Raw genomic sequence first — 17306 nt, 5'->3', positions numbered from 1 at the left:
GGCCTTCGCCCTCGCCGCGGCCGGGCTGCTGGACGGGCTGCCGGCCGAACGCCATCCGGAGGTGGGCGTCGAGCCGGACTCCCTGTACGTGGACGAGGGCGGGATCGTCACGGGCGCGGGCGCCGCCGCCCTAGACCTGTGCCTGCACCTGCTGCGGCGCGAGTACGGGGCGCCACCTCCAATGCGTGGCCCGGGACCTGGTGCTGCCGTCCCACCGCGACGGCGGGCAGGCCCAGTACCCGGCGACCCAGGTGCCGGAGGACTGCCGGGACGAGAACCTCGCCGAGGTGCTCGCGCGGGTCCGGGAGCACCTGCACGAGTCGCTGCCCGTGGCGGAGCCGGCCCGTGGGGTGCTCATGAGCCGGCGGTCCTTCGCCCGGCGATTCGCGGCCGCGACCGGGACCACGCCGCACGCCTGGCTGCTGGGGCTGCGGATCTGCCGTGCCGAGGAGCTGCCGGAGACCACCGGGCCGCCGGTGGAGGAGGTCGCCCGGCTGGTCGGTTTCGGCAGCACGGCGGTGCTGCGCGAGCAGTTCGTACGGCGGCGCGGGGTGCCGCCGCGCTCCTACCGCAGGGCGTTCGGCCGCGCGCCGTGCTGAGTCTGCCGTTCCTGTCAGGTCCCGAGGCGGACGCCTCGGCGGACGTCGGCTCCGTGGCCCCTCCCGGCATCCGGGTCAAGGCGAGGCCCGCGTTGCTCGCGGGGTGTCGTCTGCGTATCGGACAATGCGTTCATGCGGATACGTGTGGTGCGCCCGGACGAGCTGCCCGTTCTCCAGGACATCGAGAGGGCCGCCGGTGAGTGCTTCCGGGACGTCGGCATGCCGGAGATCGCCGATGACGAGCCGCTGCCGCTGAGCGAGCTCGACCGGTACCGGGCGGCCGGGCTGGCCTGGGTCGCAGCCGACGGTGACGACGTCCCGGTCGCCCATCTGATCGCCGACTGCGTCGACGACGGCCTGCACGTCGAGCAGGTGTCGGTCCACCCGCGCAGTGCCCGCCGCGGCATCGGCCGGCTGCTGCTGGAGCACGTGGCCGATCAGGCGGTGGGCCGGCAGGCGGTCGCCCTGACCCTGACGACGTTCACGCAGGTTGCGTGGAACGCCCCCTATTACACGCGGTGCGGGTTCCGGCTCATGGACGACGGCGAGCTCTCCCCGGGTCTGCGCGCGATCCGCGCGCGGGAAGCCGCTCATGGCCTGGACCGGTGGCCCCGTGCCTGCATGCGCCGCGCCCTGTGACGCTGCAGGAGGCTTGGTGCCGTATCAGATCCAGCCGCTGCGGGCCGCGTAGAGCGCCATCTGGAATCGGGTCATCGAGCCGGCGCGGGTGTTGATTGCCTCGATGTGGCGCGACAGCGTGCGGCGGCTCACGCCGAGGAGTTCGGCGATCGTCTCGTCCGTGATCCCGGTCGCGAGCAGCTCCAGGATGCGCCGGTGGACCGGCTGGAGGCCGCAGGGGGCGCGGTCGTTCAGGTGCATCGGCAGTGCAGTCCGCCACGAGGTCTCGAACAGGCCGGCGAGCGCCGACAGCAGGCTGGAGGGATGGACCATCAGCAGGTAGTCCTTCACCTCGGACTCGACGACCGACATGGACACGATGGCCAGGCGCTGGTCGTAGATGGTCAGTTTCACGGGGACCGTGGGCAGGACCCTGGCCTGTTCTCCGGCGGCTATGCACGGCTGGATGTTGATGCTGTAGTAGTCCGCGTTCTGCACGGCGGATTTGGAGTAGACCACTCGATAGTCGACGCCCTTTGCCAGCTTTTCGATCTCGATCGGGTTGGCGGTTCCGTGCGTGTGATAGGGCGGGCAGTCAAAGCGCAGGACTTCGAATTCGACGGACGCTTCCAGGTTCCAGATGCGTTCTGCGACGTGCGACCCCTTGATGACTTCGACTAAGTCCTCCCCGCCCTGGGGGGCGACGGAGCGCCGGTATCCGCGATAGGCCTGCATGGCGGCCTGGTGGGCCCGGTGGACTTCGGCGGTCTGCGTGTGGACCATGCACTCCAGCGCGATCGACGGTTCGACGGGCACGTGCTCGATGCCCTCGATGCCGGCGCCGCTGACGGTGATCAAGCCGAGTTTTCGCAGGTGGGCGAGTTGCCCGTCCAGTGCCTGGCCCTCGAGCAGGCCGTTCCCGGCGCCGCGGCAGTGGCGGCCCATCATGGTTGCCAGGCGGTCCGTGGTGCAGGGCCCGGCGCCGAGCAGCGTTGTGTAAATGTCCGCCTGTATGCGGGTAAGACCGAGACGGCACAAGTGCGCGCGTATATCTTCTTCGGGCATCGGACCACCTCCTTGCGGGAATGGCACGACCGCGTTCCGCTGATAGGCGGCGAAGGTCGCGCCGATGAGGCCGTCGTATGGCCGTTCCGGTGAACTGCCGGGCCATCGTTGCATGTTCGGGGATGCGAAGCAAAGGAATCCGCTGCAGGTCACACGCTCTTCTCGTGCTGCCTTTGGGGATTGCGGTCGCCTCTTGGGGTGTGCACACCAACTGCCGTTCCGCGGGTGCGTTGGTGAGCGATTGCAGGAAGGCCGGATCGCGGCCTGCCGGGCAGGCGGTGCGCCGCTCGAGCGGCAACCCCGGCGGACCGCCGCGCCCTTCTGCGCCACCGGCCATCGCCCGCCACCATGCCGTGGCGCCCGAGGGTAGACCGGTTCCGCCCCGGAACAACCGGTGGCACAGCTTCCAGTTCCCCTTGGAGTCCCTTTGTCGTCCTTGCTTCCCTCCCGTCCGTCCTACAGATCGACCGGGCTGGCCGTGGCCGTGGTGACGGCCGCCGCCGTCACGATGGCCGCGGACCCCGCCGAGGCCGGTCCCGCCCGCGGACACGTGCGCAGCACCGCGGAGCCGATACCCGGCCGCTACGTGGTGGTGTTCAAAGCGGAACCGGCCTCCGCGGCGCGCGGTCCGGCCCGTGCCGCCGAGCACTCGGCGGTCGCCGAGACCGCGGCGCGCAGCGCACGCAGGCACGGCGGCACCGTACACACCGTCTTCAGCGCGGCCCTGCGCGGCTACGCCGCCGAGATGACCGCGGCCCAGGCGGCGCGGGTGGCCGCTGACCCCGCGGTTTCCTACGTGCAGCAGGACGGGCTGCACGCCGCGGCGTCGACCCAGACCGACCCGCCGTGGGGCCTGGACCGGATCGACCAGCGCGACCTCCCGCTGAACCGGACGTACACGTTCGCCGAGACCGCCGGAAACGTCACCGTGTACCTGGTGGACAGCGGTCTGCGCACCACCCACGCGCAGTTCCAGGGCCGGGCCTCGATCGGTGTCGACAAGGTCGGCGACGGCCGCAACGGGGCCGACTGCACCGGCCACGGCACCCACGTCGCCGGAACGGTCGGCGGCAAGGACTTCGGCGTGGCCAAGGGCGTGAAACTGGTGGCCGTGCGCGTCACCGACTGCCGGGACAGGGCGGCCACTTCGGCGATCATCGCCGCCGCGGACTGGATCACGGCCCATGCCGTCAAGCCCGCCGTGGTCAACATGAGCATCAACGGCGGCGGCAACTCCGCCGAGGACGAGGCGATCAAGCGCTCCATCGCGTCCGGGGTCACCTGGGTGGTCTCCTCCGGCAACGGCAACACCGACGCCTGCAACAACTCGCCGGGCCGGATCGGCGCGGCCATCGTCGTCAACAACTCCACGTCCGGGGACGTCCGCCGCTCGGACTCCAACTTCGGCCCCTGTACGGACCTGTTCGCTCCGGGCACGTCCATCCCCTCGGCCGGGCACCAGAGCGACACCGCCGGCCGCGTACTGAGCGGCACGTCGATGGCCGCTCCCCATGTGGCGGGAGCCGCCGCCCTGTTCCTAGCGGAGAACCCCGGTGCCACTCCGGCCGAGGTCCAGAGTGCCGTCATCGGCGCCGCAACCCCCGGCAAGGTGCGCCAACCGGGGAAGGACACGCCCAACCGGCTGCTCTACACCGCCCGCTCGTAGCAGGCGCCGGCTGCGGCGGATCGGCGCGGCACGGCCGGGCGGTCGTACGCCGGCCGCCGCCCACCGGCGCCAGTGGCAACGGCGAGCCACCGCCGACCCGTCGCCGGGGTAGAACCGACCCCGGAACGAGCCCGTCCACAAGATCTTTGCACCATCCCAGTCCCCGACCGGTCCATCACGCCACCCGCACCCCCCAGCGCGTCGCCGGTGGACCGGTCGGTCCCCTCTCCCCTCAACCCTTCAGGGAGCAGACATGCAAGAACCGGAACCCACACGGCGGCACCACGGAAGGAACGTGCTGATCGCGACCTCGGTCGGCGCGCTCATCGCCGGCGGCTTCATGGTCAACGCCTCCGCCGGCCAGCCCTCGGCCGCGCCCGCGGCCGCCGGCACGGCCGTGGAGCAGCTGGCGCAGCCCGGGGCCGAGCTCGGCGCCGCGAACGTCAGCGGTGACGCCTCGCAGGCGGCGTCGGCCGCCGAGCGCCGGGTGTGCGCCGACGGCGCCGGCTGGATGAGGCTGCGCTTCGCCGAGCTGACGCTCCGCGGCAGCGACACGGTCACCCTCGCCGGCTCCTCCGGAGACACGTACACGCTGACCTCCGGCAACGCCGCCGGCAAGGAGTTCTTCACCCGTGCGTTCAACGGCGGGTGCGTGACGGTCACCCCGAAGCTGTCCCAGACCGGGAGCCGCTATTCGATCACCGGCTACCAGTCCGGGAAGGAGGCGCTGGCCAACGCCTCCGTCAGGGTCGCGGCGGTCGGCGACATCTGCGGCGACGCCTGCAACCAGACCGCCCCCCTGGTGAGCACCATGGCCCCCGCGGCCGTGATCACCGCGGGCGACAACGCGTACGAGTCCGGCAAGCTGTCCGAGTTCAACGGCGCCTACGACAAGAACTGGGGCAAGTTCAACTCGATCGTCCACCCCTCCCCCGGCAACCACGAGTACAAGACGTCGGGAGCCCAGGGCTACTTCGACTACTACCAGGGCAAGGGCGTCCAGACGGGCGACCGCGACAAGGGCTACTACAGCGTGGACGTCGGCGACTGGCACCTGGTGTCGCTGAACTCCAACATCAGCACGGGCGCCGGCAGCGCACAGGAGAAGTGGCTGCGCGCCGACCTGGCGGCCAGCACGAAGCCGTGCACGATGGCCTACTGGCACCACGCCCGGTTCTCCTCCGGCGACCACGGTGACACCAGCGGCACGGCCCCCCTGATGAAGGCGCTCACCGACTTCAAGGCGGACGTGGCGGTCTGGGGGCACGACCACCACTACGAGCGGTTCGCACCCGCCATGTCCAACGGGACGAAGGACACCGCCAACGGCATACGGTCGTTCGTGATCGGCACCGGCGGGCGCGCCCTCTACAGCAGCCGCAGCACCTCGTCCGGCCCGTCCGAGGTGTTCAACAACAACACCTACGGCGTCGGGCAGTTCGACCTGACCTCCACCGGCTACTCGTTCGCCTTCAAGCCGGTCGCCGGCCGCACCTTCACCGACTCGGTCAGCGGGACCTGCCACGCCAAGGGCAACGACCCGGGTCCCACGCCCACCCCCACACCCACGCCGACGCCGACGCCGACCTCGACGGCGTCGCCCACGCCGGGTCCCGAGGGGCCTGTGCAGTCCGGGACGACGTACCAGCTGGTCAACGTCAAGTCCGGGAAGGCGCTGGACAACCCCGGCAAGACGACCGAGGGCGCCCAGCTGGTGCAGTGGACCGCCGGCAACTACACCAACCAGAAGTTCACCGCCACCCGGAACACCGACGGCACCTACCAGCTCAAGGTGAAGAACAGCGGCCTGTGCGTCTCGGTCGCCCCGGGATCCAGCAGTGACGGGGCAGCGGTCCAGCAGCGCACCTGCGGCTCGGCGGCGGAGCAGAAATGGAAGATCGCCGCTTCCGGAGGCGGGCTCACCGTGGCCGCGCAGCACAGCAGCAAGTGCCTCGACGTCTCGGGCGGCTCGACCTCGGACGGCGCCCGCATCGTCCAGAACACCTGCGACGGGCGCAGCAGCCAGCAGTGGAAGTTCAACATCGCCGGCTGAGGCCCGCCTGTAGGCCCACCCCGTCCTGACCCCCTCCTCCGCCGGAGCGTCCCGATGTACCTGTCCCAGGCCAGAGCCACCGACCCGAGCCGCGACGTCGCGGCCAGGACCCCCGGGGGGTCCCCGCCCCCCGGCGGCACAGCCCGAGCGCGGGTGCCAGCCACCGTCGTCGCGCTCGGTCTGGTCAGTCTCGTCACGGACGCTTCGGCGGAGATGGTCACCGCGATCCTGCCGATGTACCTGATGTACGGACTGGGCGTCGGCTACCTGCAACTCGGCGCCCTGGACGGGCTCCACACCGGCGCCACCGCCCTGTTCCGGATCGGCGGCGGGTACGCCGCCGACCGGTTCGGGCGCTCCAAGGCCGTCGCCACCTCCGGATACGCTCTCTCCGCCCTCACCAAACTCCTCTTCCCCGCGGTGGGATCGGCTCCGGCGGTCGGCGCGCTGGTCGCCGCCGACCGTGTCGGCAAGGGCATCCGGACCGCGCCCCGCGATGCTCTGATCACCGCCGCGGTGCCCGAAGGCGACCTGGGCCGGGCCTTCGGGGTCCACCGGGCGATGGACACGTGCGGCGCCCTGCTCGGGCCGCTGATCGCCTTCGCCGTGCTCCTCGCGGTCCCCGGCGGGTACGACACGGCGTTCCTGGTCAGCTTCTGCCTCGCCGCCGCGGGCGTCGTGGCCATCGTGGCCTTCGTCCGCCGCGGCCCGGCCCCGGCGCCCCGCGAACGCGGTCCCGGCCTGCGAGGGTGCCTCGCCTCCCTGCGCAGCCCCGCCCTGCGGCGGTGCACGCTGTCGGCGGCACTGCTGGGACTGCTCACCGTCGGCGACATGTCCTTCTACGTCGGCCTGCAGCACCGCCTCGACGTGCCGGCCCAGGCGCTGCCGCTCCTGCCGATCGGCACGGCCCTCGTCTTCATGACGGCCGCGGTGCCGGTGGGCGTCCTCGCCGACCGCCTCGGCAGGTGGCCGCTGTTCCTCGGCGGGCACCTGTCGGCGTTCGCCGCGTACGTGTTCCTCTGGCTGGCCCCGTTCACCGGGTGGGCGGGCACCGCCGTCGTCCTCTGCCTGTACGGCCTCTTCTACGCCGCCACCGACGGCGTCCTGATGGCGTACGTGGCCCCGCTCGTCCCCGCGGCGGCGCGTACGACGGGCCTGGCCGTCGTGCAGACCGCGCAGTCCCTCGCCCGGGCCGGCGGCGCGCTCGCCTTCGGCGCCGTCGCCGCGCTCGGCGGCCTCGGAACCGCCTTCGGCGTGTTCGGGTGCACGTTCCTGGCCGTCATCGCCGCCGCCACCCTGATCCACCGACCCGGGAAGGACTCATGAACGCCATCCGCACCGCGAGCGCAACCGCCCTGATCGTCGCCCTGCTCGGCTCCGCCGCGGTCACCGTCGCCTGGCGGGGCGCCGCAGCCGACACCGGCACCGGCGAGCTGCGACTCGGCGCACCGGACACGCTCGTCGTCGTGGACGCCAAGGGCCACCGGGTGCGCCAGACGACCCGGGACGGCAAGGAGCTCGCCACCGGGCCGGAGTGCCGCCGTGCCGCCGTCGCCGCCGGCACCCTGGTCTGCCTGCAGGGGCTTCCCGGCCCGTTCTCCTCGGAAGTACGCGTCTACCGGTCGGGGAAGGCCGAGCCGGAGGTGACCCTGCCCGTGTGGGGCAACCCGAGCAGGGCGCGCGTCTCCCCCTCCGGCCGGCTGGTCGCCTGGACGGTCTTCCGCTCCGGTGACTCGTACGCCGCCTCCGGGCAGTTCTCCACCACGGCCGGCATCTACGACCTGCGCAACGGCAGCCACTACGGCTCCCTGGAGGACTTCGCCGTCTTCGTCGACGGCGAGCGCACCCAGCCGGAGGACATGAACTTCTGGGGGATCACCTTCGCCGGGGACGACCGCACCTTCTACGCGACCATGGCGGCGAACGGGCGCACCCACCTCGTGCGGGGCGACCTCTCCACCCGGGAGCTGAAGGCGCTGCGCGCGAACGTGGAGTGCCCGTCGCTGTCGCCCGACGAGCAGCGCATCGCGTACAAGAAGAAGGTGGGCGACCACTGGCAACTCCACGTGCTGGACCTGGGGACGGGCGCCGACACGCCGCTCGCCGCACCCGCCGGCGTCGACGACCAAGCCGCCTGGCTGGACAACAGCACCGTGGCCTACGGACGGGCGGACCACGGCAAGCCCTTCGTCTACACGGTGCCGGCCGACGGATCCGGGGAGCCGGTCAAGCTGGTCGAGGGCAGCTCTCCGACGGTCACCACGGGCGTGCGCTGACGCCCGCGGCCCTCGAGGTCCCCGAGCGGCGGAGGCCGCCGCCGCGGCCGCGCCGCCGAGGCCGCTCCCGGCGTGCGACCTGCCCGCCGCACACGAACGCATCCGTCCAGGCCTGTCCCCGCAGGCCGTCCCGTGAGGAATGACCCGAGCATGCACCGTCACCTGCAGACCGCCGTCCCGGCCTTGGCCGTCCACCCCCTACCGCCCTTCGAGAGTGAACGCCGGACGCCGCCCCTCGCCCCACGGCCCGCCGCAACACGGCCCTCGCCCGCGCCCGGCCTGATGCCGCAGGGGCGGCGCAGACCTGCGGCGGGTGACGGCACACCCGACTTCGCCGCGCTCTTCGCCCCTCGGGACCGCCCGTGGGGCGCGGGGGACCGCCGGGCGGGCGGATGGCGGCCGACGCCCCGGACCGCCCACCTGCTCCACACGGCGCTGGTCGTCCTCGCGGACCAGGCCTACGACGACGCGCTCCAGCTCGCGGGACGGTTCCTGCCCCGTGCCGACCCCGCCGCGCTGGAGGTCTTCCACCGGCTGCCGCCGCACACGTGGGCGGCGGACCGCCTGTGGCGGCGGCGGATGGCGCGCGCCTTCGACGACCTGGCCGGCGACCTCGCCGACGGGCGCCGCCCCACCCCCACGTGCACGGCGGAAGAGACGGCCCTTCGGTTGGCCGTCGAAGACGCACCCGTGCACCTGGAAGTCCTCCGGGACGAGGCCGACCACCACGCGCTTCCGGAGCACGAGGACGACTACGGCCACGCCCGCCTGCTGCTCCGGCACCGGGACGCGCCCCTGCCCTGCTGCGCCGCGTGCGCCGGCGGGCAGCGCCCCCGCCCCGCGCCGGCGGCGGGCCCGTCCACGGGCGCGGGCGGCCGCTGCCGAGCCGCCTGGTTCACCCCGTTCGACGACCGGCGCGCCAGGGACCCCCGGCGGGGATTCCGGCGGTAGCCCGGCGTGGCCGCGGGGTCCCAGCCCGCTGGAAGGGGCCGTGTACCGACGGGGGGCGCGGCCCGGTCTGCGCCGTCCTACGAGAGTGGATCGGCCTCCGGGGTGTCAGCGGGTGGGGCGGGTGCCGGGGGTGTGGCCGAAGGTGCGGCGGAAGACGTCGATGAAGGTGCTGGCGGAGGACCAGCCGCAGCGGTGGGCCACGGTGGTGACGGGGGTGTCGTCGGCCAGGAGCACCAGGGCGTGGTGGAGCCTGATCTGGGTGCGCCACTGGGGGTAGGTGAGGCCGAGGTCGTCGCGGAGGCGGCGCGAGAGGGTGCGGGCGCTGGCGCCGATCTGGCGTCCGAGGTCGTCGAGGGAGCGGTTGTCGGCAGGGTCGGTGCGCAGGATGTCGTGCAGTGCGTGCAGCAGGGGGTCGGTGGGGGCCGGCAGGTGCAGGGGGCGTTCCGGGGAGAGGGTGAGCTGGTCGAGCATGACGGCGCGCAGGCGGTGGTGGGGTGGGGTGTCGTCGTCGGGGTCGCGGGTGTAGGCGACGATGAGTTCGCGCAGGAGGGGGCTGACGGCGAGGACGGCGGGCGTGTCCAGGCCGAGGGGGTTGTCGGTGGTGGGCAGGCCGATGAGGTGGAGGTCGAGTTCGCCGTGGGCCTGGTGCTGGTGGACGGTGCCGGCGGGGATCCAGAGCGCGCGGGTGGCGGGGGCGATCCAGGAGCCGGCGTCGGTGGTCACCGCGATGGTGCCGCGGCTGGCGTAGGCGATCTGGTGGTCGTCGTGGCGGTGGGCGTCGATCTCGCCGCCGGAGGCCAGGCGCTGGGTTCGGGTCGGCGCGACAGGGGTGTGGCGGATTTTCTGCATCGCCTGGCAATCTATCGAAAGCGCGACAGCGGGTGCTTCTCCCAGCATGGGAGGGGTGCGAAGGAATACATCGATCTTGCTGCTGGCCGTGGGGCACGCCTGCGTCGACATCTACCAGGGCGCCGTCGCGGCGCTGATCCCGTTCTTCGTGGCCGAACGGGACTACACCTACGCGGTCGCCTCCGGCATCGTGCTGGCCGCGTCACTGCTGTCGTCGGTGGCGCAGCCGCTGTTCGGCGCGCTCACCGACCGTTGGGCGATGCCGTGGCTGCTGCCGGTCAGCACTCTGCTGGGCGGGGTGGGCATCGCGCTCAGCGGCCTGAGCGGCTCCTACGGGCTCACCCTGTTCTTCGTCGCCGTCTCCGGCATCGGCGTGGCCGCGTACCACCCGGAGTCCGCCCGCATGGCAAGGCAGGCCGGCGGAGGCAGTCACACCGCGATGAGCTGGTTCTCCCTCGGCGGCAACATCGGCTTCGCGCTCGCCCCGCTCGTGGTGTCGGCCGTGATCGGGCACGGCTCCCTGCACTGGACACCCGTCCTCGTCCTGCCCGCTCTCGCCGGCACCGCTCTGTGTGTGCCCGTCGTGCGGATGTTCGGCCGGCCCCGGACCGGCGCGGCGAAGGCGAAGGTGCCCGGCGGGGCGGACGACGTGGCCTCGTTCGTGAAGCTGTCCCTGGCGGTCGTCTGCCGCTCCGTCGTCTTCACGGGCCTGAGCACCTTCGTCTCCTTCTACGCCCAACAGCGCATGCAGGGAAGCACCACCGCGGGGACCGTCGCGTTGTTCCTGCTGTTCCTGGGCGGCGCCTTCGGCTCGGTGCTGGGCGGGGTGCTGGCCGGCCGCTACGACCGCGTGCGTGTCTCCGGCTGGTCCTACCTGCTCTCCATCGCCACCGTCACCGGCGTGATCTACGCGCCCGGTCCGGCCGTGTTCCTGTGCGTGGCGCTCACCGCTGCCGGCCTGTACGTCCCCTTCTCCCTCCAGGTCACCCTCGGCCAGGACTATCTGCCCTCCCGGATCGGCACCGCCGGCGGGGTCACCCTCGGTCTCACCGTCAGCATCGGCGGCCTCACCAGTCCCCTGCTGGGGCACCTCGCCGACTCCACCACTCTGCAGGCCGCCCTCACTCCCCTGATCGCCATGCCGGCTCTGAGCTGGCTCCTCTTCCGCACCCTGCCCGAACCCAACAGTCCCGGCGCTCGGACCGCCACACCCGCACCCGTGGCTGCACGGCAGGACGCTTAGGCCTACGCGGACCAGTGCCGCCACCAGGAGGTCACCGCGCCTGGTCACGTCCCCCCTCGTCTGATCCGCGAAGTGACCGGCCGAGCGGGGTGAACGCGAATGCCTCGGGATGGAGTGTGCCGCCGACTCGGGAAGCGAGCACAGCAGGTTGCGGACGGCCCGAGGAGTAGTCGTTCCAGAGGTGCAGAACGAGCACGGGGACTTCAGGAGCGGCGGTGGCGTAGACGAGGGCCTTGCTGGTGCGGGGGTTCGGGCCGCCGATGACGGCGGACGGTTCGCCGAACGCCGCGGTGACGTCAGGCCACTGCCGGTCCTCTGCGCACCAGCCGGGCAGCGCGTCCCGCATGGCGTGGTATTCCGCAGCCGACAGAACGCGGTCGAGGGTGAGCCATCCGCGTCGGTGCGCGAACTCGGCGTACACGGAGGCGGTGTGCGTATGGGGGGCCGGGTCCTTCGGCAGCAGCCTCGCGAAGACCCCCTGGACCCCGTCCGCGTACCAGGCGCCGCACTCGGCGAGACGGGACTGCTCTTCCTGCCAGGCTCCGGGGTCCCGCTCGGACACGAGCAGGTGATCCATCAGGAACCAGACGGCGGTGTCGAGGTCGCCGTATGCGGCTGGGCGCCGCAGGACGCTGCCCAGCTGCTCGATGAAGTGGACTCGTATCTCATCGGAGGAGGCGAGGTGTGGGGTGCTCGGCATGGGCACGAGTGTGCCGGTTTCCTTGCGCCCGTGTGCCCTTGTGTCGCTCCTGAGCAAGGTGTTGACGGTACATCCCGACAGACGCCGTGCAGTCCGGAGCGGGGTTGGGGGACTGTAGAGGCCGGAAGGTCAGGGCTTGGGGAGCGTGTTCACGTAAGTGGTGCCCTTGTTGTAGAAGTCGTCCACCGTTTTCTGGATGTCTGCGTGTGCGACGGCCTCGTCGGCCTTGTGGTAGACCCAGTTGACCTTCATGTGCCAGGTGCGCGCAGGTCCGGTGAAGGGCAGGTCGATGAACCAGTTGCTGAAGTGGATGTCCATCTTCTCGCGCGGGACGTACTTGCCGGAGCTGGTGAACAGCTCCTTGCCGTCCATGGAGTAGGTGACCTTCCCGTTCATTGCGGTGACCATCAGGGTGTGCCAGCCCTCGACGCGCTGCTTGAGGGTGTGGCTGACCCGGTCCGGCGGGTCGGCCTTGTGCCAGCTGACGTTGTCGAGTCGCGGACCGGTCGAACCCCAGCCGCCGTTCGGCAGGTACTCGAAGTCGAGTTCGCTGTAGTGGTCCGAGGCGTCCGAGGGGGAGATCGGGAAGAAGGTCTGGACGACGTGGTCGCCGTTGCGGCCGCTCGCGGGCTTGTCGCTGAAGTGGACGCGGGCGGCGTAGGTTCCCGTGAAGAGGTTCTTGCCGGTGCCCTGGATCTCGACCTGCCGGGTGCCCTGCTCCGTGCCGTCGGTGGAGGACTGCAGCTGCAGTGCCCTGCCTCCCTGGGCGGTCGCGTCGGCAGGGAAGGCGACGCCGGCGGTGGACCAGGTGCCCTTGATGCCGGGGCCGCCGCCGCCGGTGCGGACCTCCCAGCCGTGGGCGGCGAGGGCCGGGTCGTCGGGGCCGCTGTAGTGGAAGGTGTCGAACAGGGTTCCCGGCGGGCCGGACGGGGTCGGCGAGGGGCTCGCGGCCGGCGCGGCGCCGTCGTCGCCGGGGCTGCCGGAGCACGCGGCGAGCAGGCACAGGAGGGCCTGCAGCGTGAGCGCGGTCCGCACGCGGCGGCGGCGGGTGCGGCGGGGCTGGCTCAACACGGGCTCCTCGGGGCGTGTGGAGAGGCGGTACCTGGACACGCCCTCTGCGGGGGGATCGGCTGTCGATCCCATGCGGGCGTCATCCTAAGGCGTTCGGCACCACTAACCGGTATGACAAATTCCGTTTCGATACGGTCACGGCCCGGGGAGGGATCAGGGTAAATGCGGACATGGAGGCCGGGTCGCCCCGGGACGGTGGGCTAGCGTTCGCCCTGCGATCCCGCGGTCTACGTACCCTGCAATGAAAGGCCTCGCAAGGTGCGCCCAGCCATCACGCCCGTGCAACGCGGCTCGGCATACCCGGCGGTGCCCGCAATGTCCGATCCGGCTTCCGAGGAGCCGGCCCAGGCACCCGTGTTCGTCGACCAGTCCGGTCTGCGCGGCCGCATGCTGCGGGGATTCGGATGGCCGGTCTCCATCGTCGGCGCGGTCCTGGCCGTCGCCATGGGCAGCAGCCTGATCGGTGTGCAGGCGGACGCCCCGGCGATGGTCGTGCCCGTGCAGCCCTCGCGCCCGCCCGCGCCCTCACCCGCGCCCTCCGTGTCGCAGGCCCGGGCGTCCGCGCCGTCCTCGGCGCCGTCGCCTCCGGCGGTCGCACGGTCCGCGACGCCGCGGACGAGGACCTCCGGCGTTCCGCCGAAGGACGCCGTCGCTCCCGCGAAAACCGCCGGGGCCGCGCCGAAACCCGCGTCTGCCGCGCCGCGCGGGGCCAAGCCTTCGGGCAGGCCGACCAAGCAACCCTGATCATCCGCACCACCGCCTCCTGGAGCGCCCTTGTCCCGCCACCAGCGCCGCCGGCAGTCCCTGCTCAGGCCGCGCCGACTGGCCGCGCCGCCACTGCGCTTCTTCATGCCGCTGTCCCTGCTGGCCTGCCTGCTCGCCCTCCTCGTCCTGCGCGGCCTCGCCACGAACGAGGCGTTCCACGACTCCCGGATCGCCGTCTCGGTCGACAAGACGACCGTGCCGGACCGCCTGCTGAAGGGCGGTCCGGTCATCGATGCGCGCGGCGCCAGGAACGAGCACCCCGTCAGCTACCGCATCCCCGACCGCACCGCGGTCCTGAGCTTCGACGACGGGCCGTCGCCGGAGTGGACTCCGAAGATCCTCGAGGTGCTCGCGGCCCGCGACGTCCGCGCGGACTTCTTCGTGACCGGCGCGATGACCACGCGCCACCCGGAGCTGATCCGGAAGATCGTCGCAGGCGGCCACGAACTCGGGGTGCACACCTTCACCCACCCCGACCTGGTGTACCAGTCCCGTGCCCGGATCAGCTGGGAGCTGGCACAGACACAGCTGGCACTGGCCGGCGTCGCGGGCGTCCACAGCGCGCTGTTCCGCCCGCCGTACTCCTCCGACGCCACCGCGATGGACGACTGGAACTACCCGGTGATCAAGTACGTGGGCGCACGCGGCTACCTCACCGCGTTCATCGACCGCGACACCGACGACTGGAGGCGTCCCGGCGTGGACGCGATCGTCAAGGCGGCGATGCCGGCCAAGCCCGGAGCGGGCGCGCTGATCCTGCTGCACGACGCAGGAGGCGACCGCACCCAGACCCTCGCCGCGCTCGTGCAGATCATCGACAGGCTGCAGGCCCAGGGCTACCGCTTCACGACCATCTCCGAGGCGCTCGGCGCCTCCAGCGCGACCGTGCCGGTGCACGGGTTCCAGCTGTGGGCCGGCAAGGGGTTCATCTGGGCCACCGGGGTGGCCGTGCTCACCCTGCCGGTGCTGGTCGGGCTGCTGGCCGTCGTCGGCTTCCTCAACTTCGGACGGTTCGCGCTGATGCTCGTCCTCGCTCCGCTCCACGCCCGCCGCTCGAAACGCCGGGACGCGTGGGGGCCGCCGGTGACCGAGCCGGTCACCGTACTCGTCCCCGCCTACAACGAGCGCGAGTGCATGGCCAACACCCTCCGGTCCCTGGCCGCCAGTGACCATCCCATCGAGGTGATCGTCATCGACGACGGCTCCACGGACGGCACCGCGGACATCGTCGAGGAGATGGCCCTGCCGTTCGTCCGGCTGATCCGCCAGGCCAACGGCGGCAAGTCCAGCGCGCTCAACACGGGTATCGCCGCCGCCTCGCACGACCTCGTCGTGATGATGGACGGGGACACCGTCTTCGAGCCGTCGACGGTGCGCGAGCTGGTCCAGCCCTTCGGGGACCCGGCGATCGGCGCGGTCGCGGGCAACGCCAAGGTCGGCAACCGCGACAGCCTGATCGGCGCCTGGCAGCACATCGAGTACGTCCTCGGCCACAACCTGGACCGCCGGATGTACGACATGCTGGGCGTCATCCCGACGATCCCGGGCGCGGTCGGCGCCTTCCGCAAGGAGGCGCTGCGGCGCGTCGGCGGGATGAGCGACGACACCCTCGCCGAGGACACCGACATCACCATCGCGGTGCTCTGCGACGGCTGGCGGATCGTCTACGCCGAGCGCGCCCGCGCCTGGACGGAGGCTCCCGCCAGCCTCCAGCAGCTCTGGTCCCAGCGGTACCGCTGGAGCTACGGCAGCATGCAGGCGATGTGGAAGCACCGCGGCGCCGTGACCTCCCGCGGCCCGGCGGGCCGGTTCGGCCGGCTCGGGCTGCCGCTCGTCGTGCTGTTCGGTGTGGTCGCCCCGCTGCTGGCGCCGCTGGTCGACTTGTTCCTGCTGTACGGCGTGCTGTTCGGGGACGCCCCGATCACCCTCACCAGCTGGGGCGGCTTCATCCTCCTGCAGGCCGCACTGTCCTGGTACGCCTTCCGGCTCGACGGCGAGAAGCCCTGGCACCTGATCAGCCTGCCGATCCAGCAACTGGTCTACCGGCAGCTGATGTACATCGTCCTGTTGCAGTCCGCGATCACGGCGATGACCGGTGGCCGGCTGCGCTGGCAGAAGCTCCGGCGCACCGGCGAGGTCGCCGCACCGGTGGAGGCCTGACCGTGACCGCATCCCTCGACCTCGGTCGGACCGGGGACACCCTGCGGCTGAGGATCCCGGCCGGTCTGCGGGCCGCCGAGCCCCGGCCGCAGCCGGAGCCCGAGCCCCCGGCCGCGGCGCCCTCCGTGCGCACGGGCGGCCGGGACCGGTACTTCGACCTGCTGCGCGCGCTCGCGCTGGGCCGCGTGGTGCTCTACCACAACTTCGGCTGGTTCTGGCTGCCCCTCGCCTTCCCGTCCATGGGCGTGATGTTCGCCCTGGCCGGCTCGCTGATGGCCCGCTCGCTCAGCCGTCCCGCCCTCGGTGTGATCCGCGGCCGACTGCGCCGGCTGCTGCCGCCGATGTGGCTGTTCGGCGCCGTCATGATCGCCCTCCAGGTGTACGCCGGCTGGGGTCCGCAGTCCGACGGCCGCCCCGCCTGGTGGTGGTCCAAGCTGGCCTTCTGGCTGCTGCCGCTGAGCACCCCGCCGTATGCGGACGAGCTGTCCGGCTTCTCGTTCGTGGAGCCCACCTGGGCCGCGCAGGTCATCGTCCCGCTCTGGTACCTCCGGGCGTACCTGTGGTACGTCCTGCTCTCGCCGCTGCTGCTGCGGGCGCTGCGGCGCTTTCCGGTGGCGACGCTGTGCGCTCCCCTGGCGATGGTGATCGTCATGAACGCGTTCTTCCTCGACCAGGAGTTCCTCTACGGCCGGGTCTGGGAGACCGCCAACGACTTCGCCACCTTCGGCGCCTGCTGGATCCTCGGCATGGCCCACCGGGAGGGGCTGCTCAAGAAGATCCCGCAGTACGTGGTGCCGTCCCTCGCGCCCCTGGTCATGGTGGCGGGCTTCTGGTACCTGCAGACCCGTCCGGTCGACCCGACCGTGGCGACCGACATCGAGTCCTGGCCGGTCGCGCAGGCATTGTGGTCCTTCGGCTTCGTGGCCCTCCTGCTGCACGTCAGCCCCTCCTGGCAGCGGTGGCCCAGGCCGCTGGAACGGTGGAACGGCCTCGTCAGCCTGCTCAACGCACGCGCCGTCAGCGTCTACCTCTGGCACCAGGTCGCCCTGGTGGCCGCCATCCCGCTGATCGACCCGCTCTGGAGCGTGCCCTTCGTCTACGCGCACTTCCAGTGGCTGCTGTCCAGTCAGTGGTTCACGCTGCTGGTGGCGCTTCCGCTCGCCGGGGCACTCGTGTTGGCCTTCGGCTGGGTGGAGGACCTCGCGGCCAAACGGCCGCCGCGGCTCCTGCCGTACGCGCGCCGCCCGCGGGGCAGACGCCGGGCCGCGGGCTGACGCGGGCGGGGGTTCT

15 protein-coding genes are annotated in these 17306 nt (G+C 72.0%); 11 read left to right on the top strand and 4 right to left on the bottom strand.

Translation table 11 applies throughout. The features are described 5' to 3' along the window. Positions 1-185 precede the first annotated feature (185 nt). Together IE170_RS33395 and IE170_RS15325 are read left to right on the top strand one after the other, a co-directional pair. Entirely contained in the window at positions 186-599 is a 414-nt protein-coding gene (locus IE170_RS33395; protein WP_308428400.1) for a helix-turn-helix domain-containing protein, read from the top strand. Between the two features lie 132 nt (positions 600-731). After that, positions 732-1238 carry a GNAT family N-acetyltransferase gene (locus tag IE170_RS15325; RefSeq protein ID WP_189809914.1) on the top strand — a complete coding sequence of 169 codons (507 nt, stop codon included), beginning with the start codon at positions 732-734 and terminating at the stop codon, positions 1236-1238. A gap of 24 nt (positions 1239-1262) precedes the next feature. On the opposite strand, the gene IE170_RS15320 is transcribed toward IE170_RS15325, so the two are convergent. Continuing rightward, complete coding sequence (locus IE170_RS15320; protein WP_189809913.1) at positions 1263-2282, bottom strand: helix-turn-helix domain-containing protein; 1020 nt, start codon at positions 2280-2282, stop codon at positions 1263-1265. A gap of 478 nt (positions 2283-2760) precedes the next feature. Here IE170_RS15320 and IE170_RS15315 point away from each other — a divergent pair, with 478 nt between their 5' ends. The 5 genes from IE170_RS15315 (at position 2761) to IE170_RS15295 (ending at position 9228) form a co-directional block, all read left to right on the top strand. Beyond that, the gene (locus tag IE170_RS15315) at positions 2761-3948 is read left to right on the top strand and encodes a S8 family peptidase (RefSeq protein ID WP_229884793.1); all 1188 of its coding nucleotides are present in this window, start codon (positions 2761-2763) and stop codon (positions 3946-3948) included. A gap of 295 nt (positions 3949-4243) precedes the next feature. Then, complete coding sequence (locus IE170_RS15310) at positions 4244-6001, top strand: RICIN domain-containing protein (RefSeq protein ID WP_229884786.1); 1758 nt, start codon at positions 4244-4246, stop codon at positions 5999-6001. 153 nt (positions 6002-6154) lie between these two features. Further along, complete coding sequence (locus IE170_RS15305; protein ID WP_229884784.1) at positions 6155-7327, top strand: MFS transporter; 1173 nt, start codon at positions 6155-6157, stop codon at positions 7325-7327. Then, positions 7324-8277 (top strand): TolB-like translocation protein, encoded by a 954-nt coding sequence (locus IE170_RS15300; protein ID WP_189809910.1) that lies wholly within the window; start codon positions 7324-7326, stop codon positions 8275-8277. Before IE170_RS15305 ends, IE170_RS15300 begins: the two co-directional genes overlap by 4 nt. 150 nt (positions 8278-8427) lie before the next feature. Beyond that, on the top strand, positions 8428-9228 hold the full coding sequence (locus IE170_RS15295) for a hypothetical protein (RefSeq protein ID WP_189809909.1): 801 nt from the start codon (positions 8428-8430) through the stop codon (positions 9226-9228). A gap of 105 nt (positions 9229-9333) precedes the next feature. Here the strand turns inward: IE170_RS15295 and IE170_RS15290 are convergent, their stop codons facing one another. Next, entirely contained in the window at positions 9334-10077 is a 744-nt protein-coding gene (locus tag IE170_RS15290) for an AraC family transcriptional regulator (RefSeq protein ID WP_189809908.1), read from the bottom strand. Positions 10078-10132: 55 nt separating this feature from the next. Here IE170_RS15290 and IE170_RS15285 point away from each other — a divergent pair, with 55 nt between their 5' ends. Then, on the top strand, positions 10133-11320 hold the full coding sequence (locus IE170_RS15285) for an MFS transporter (RefSeq protein WP_189809907.1): 1188 nt from the start codon (positions 10133-10135) through the stop codon (positions 11318-11320). Positions 11321-11351: 31 nt separating this feature from the next. On the opposite strand, the gene IE170_RS15280 is transcribed toward IE170_RS15285, so the two are convergent. Both IE170_RS15280 and IE170_RS15275 read right to left on the bottom strand, forming a co-directional pair. Continuing rightward, positions 11352-12020 carry a hypothetical protein gene (locus IE170_RS15280; RefSeq protein WP_189809906.1) on the bottom strand — a complete coding sequence of 223 codons (669 nt, stop codon included), beginning with the start codon at positions 12018-12020 and terminating at the stop codon, positions 11352-11354. 129 nt (positions 12021-12149) lie between these two features. Beyond that, positions 12150-13088, bottom strand: a complete 939-nt coding sequence (locus IE170_RS15275) for a glycoside hydrolase family 16 protein (RefSeq protein ID WP_189809905.1) — start codon at positions 13086-13088, stop codon at positions 12150-12152. Between the two features lie 318 nt (positions 13089-13406). Here IE170_RS15275 and IE170_RS15270 point away from each other — a divergent pair, with 318 nt between their 5' ends. The 3 genes from IE170_RS15270 to IE170_RS15260 all read left to right on the top strand — a co-directional run bounded on the left by IE170_RS15270 (position 13407) and on the right by IE170_RS15260 (position 17290). Then, the gene (locus tag IE170_RS15270) at positions 13407-13835 is read left to right on the top strand and encodes a hypothetical protein (RefSeq protein WP_189809904.1); all 429 of its coding nucleotides are present in this window, start codon (positions 13407-13409) and stop codon (positions 13833-13835) included. Between the two features lie 93 nt (positions 13836-13928). After that, entirely contained in the window at positions 13929-16016 is a 2088-nt protein-coding gene (locus tag IE170_RS15265) for a bifunctional polysaccharide deacetylase/glycosyltransferase family 2 protein (protein WP_373298995.1), read from the top strand. A 53-nt stretch (positions 16017-16069) separates the two neighbouring features. Continuing rightward, a complete protein-coding gene (locus IE170_RS15260; protein ID WP_373298994.1) occupies positions 16070-17290 on the top strand; it encodes an acyltransferase family protein in 1221 nt (406 codons plus the stop codon). Positions 17291-17306 lie beyond the last annotated feature (16 nt).

The sequence above is a fragment of the Streptomyces toxytricini genome (genome assembly GCF_014649915.1).
GTDB lineage: Bacteria > Actinomycetota > Actinomycetes > Streptomycetales > Streptomycetaceae > Streptomyces > Streptomyces toxytricini.
Note: the sequence above shows the minus strand (reverse complement) of the source record. Positions and strands in the feature narration are given on the sequence as shown.

Excerpts from the sequence above, each read along its gene's own strand:
- IE170_RS15290 (WP_189809908.1), bottom strand. The coding sequence starts at position 10,077 with ATGCAGAAAATCCGCCACACCCCTGTCGCGCCGACCCGAACCCAGCGC.
- IE170_RS15270 (WP_189809904.1), top strand. The coding sequence starts at position 13,407 with ATGTCCGATCCGGCTTCCGAGGAGCCGGCCCAGGCACCCGTGTTCGTC.
- IE170_RS15295 (WP_189809909.1), top strand. The coding sequence starts at position 8,428 with ATGCACCGTCACCTGCAGACCGCCGTCCCGGCCTTGGCCGTCCACCCC.
- IE170_RS15300 (WP_189809910.1), top strand. The coding sequence starts at position 7,324 with ATGAACGCCATCCGCACCGCGAGCGCAACCGCCCTGATCGTCGCCCTG.
- IE170_RS15320 (WP_189809913.1), bottom strand. The coding sequence starts at position 2,282 with ATGCCCGAAGAAGATATACGCGCGCACTTGTGCCGTCTCGGTCTTACC.
- IE170_RS15325 (WP_189809914.1), top strand. The coding sequence starts at position 732 with ATGCGGATACGTGTGGTGCGCCCGGACGAGCTGCCCGTTCTCCAGGAC.
- IE170_RS15280 (WP_189809906.1), bottom strand. The coding sequence starts at position 12,020 with ATGCCGAGCACCCCACACCTCGCCTCCTCCGATGAGATACGAGTCCAC.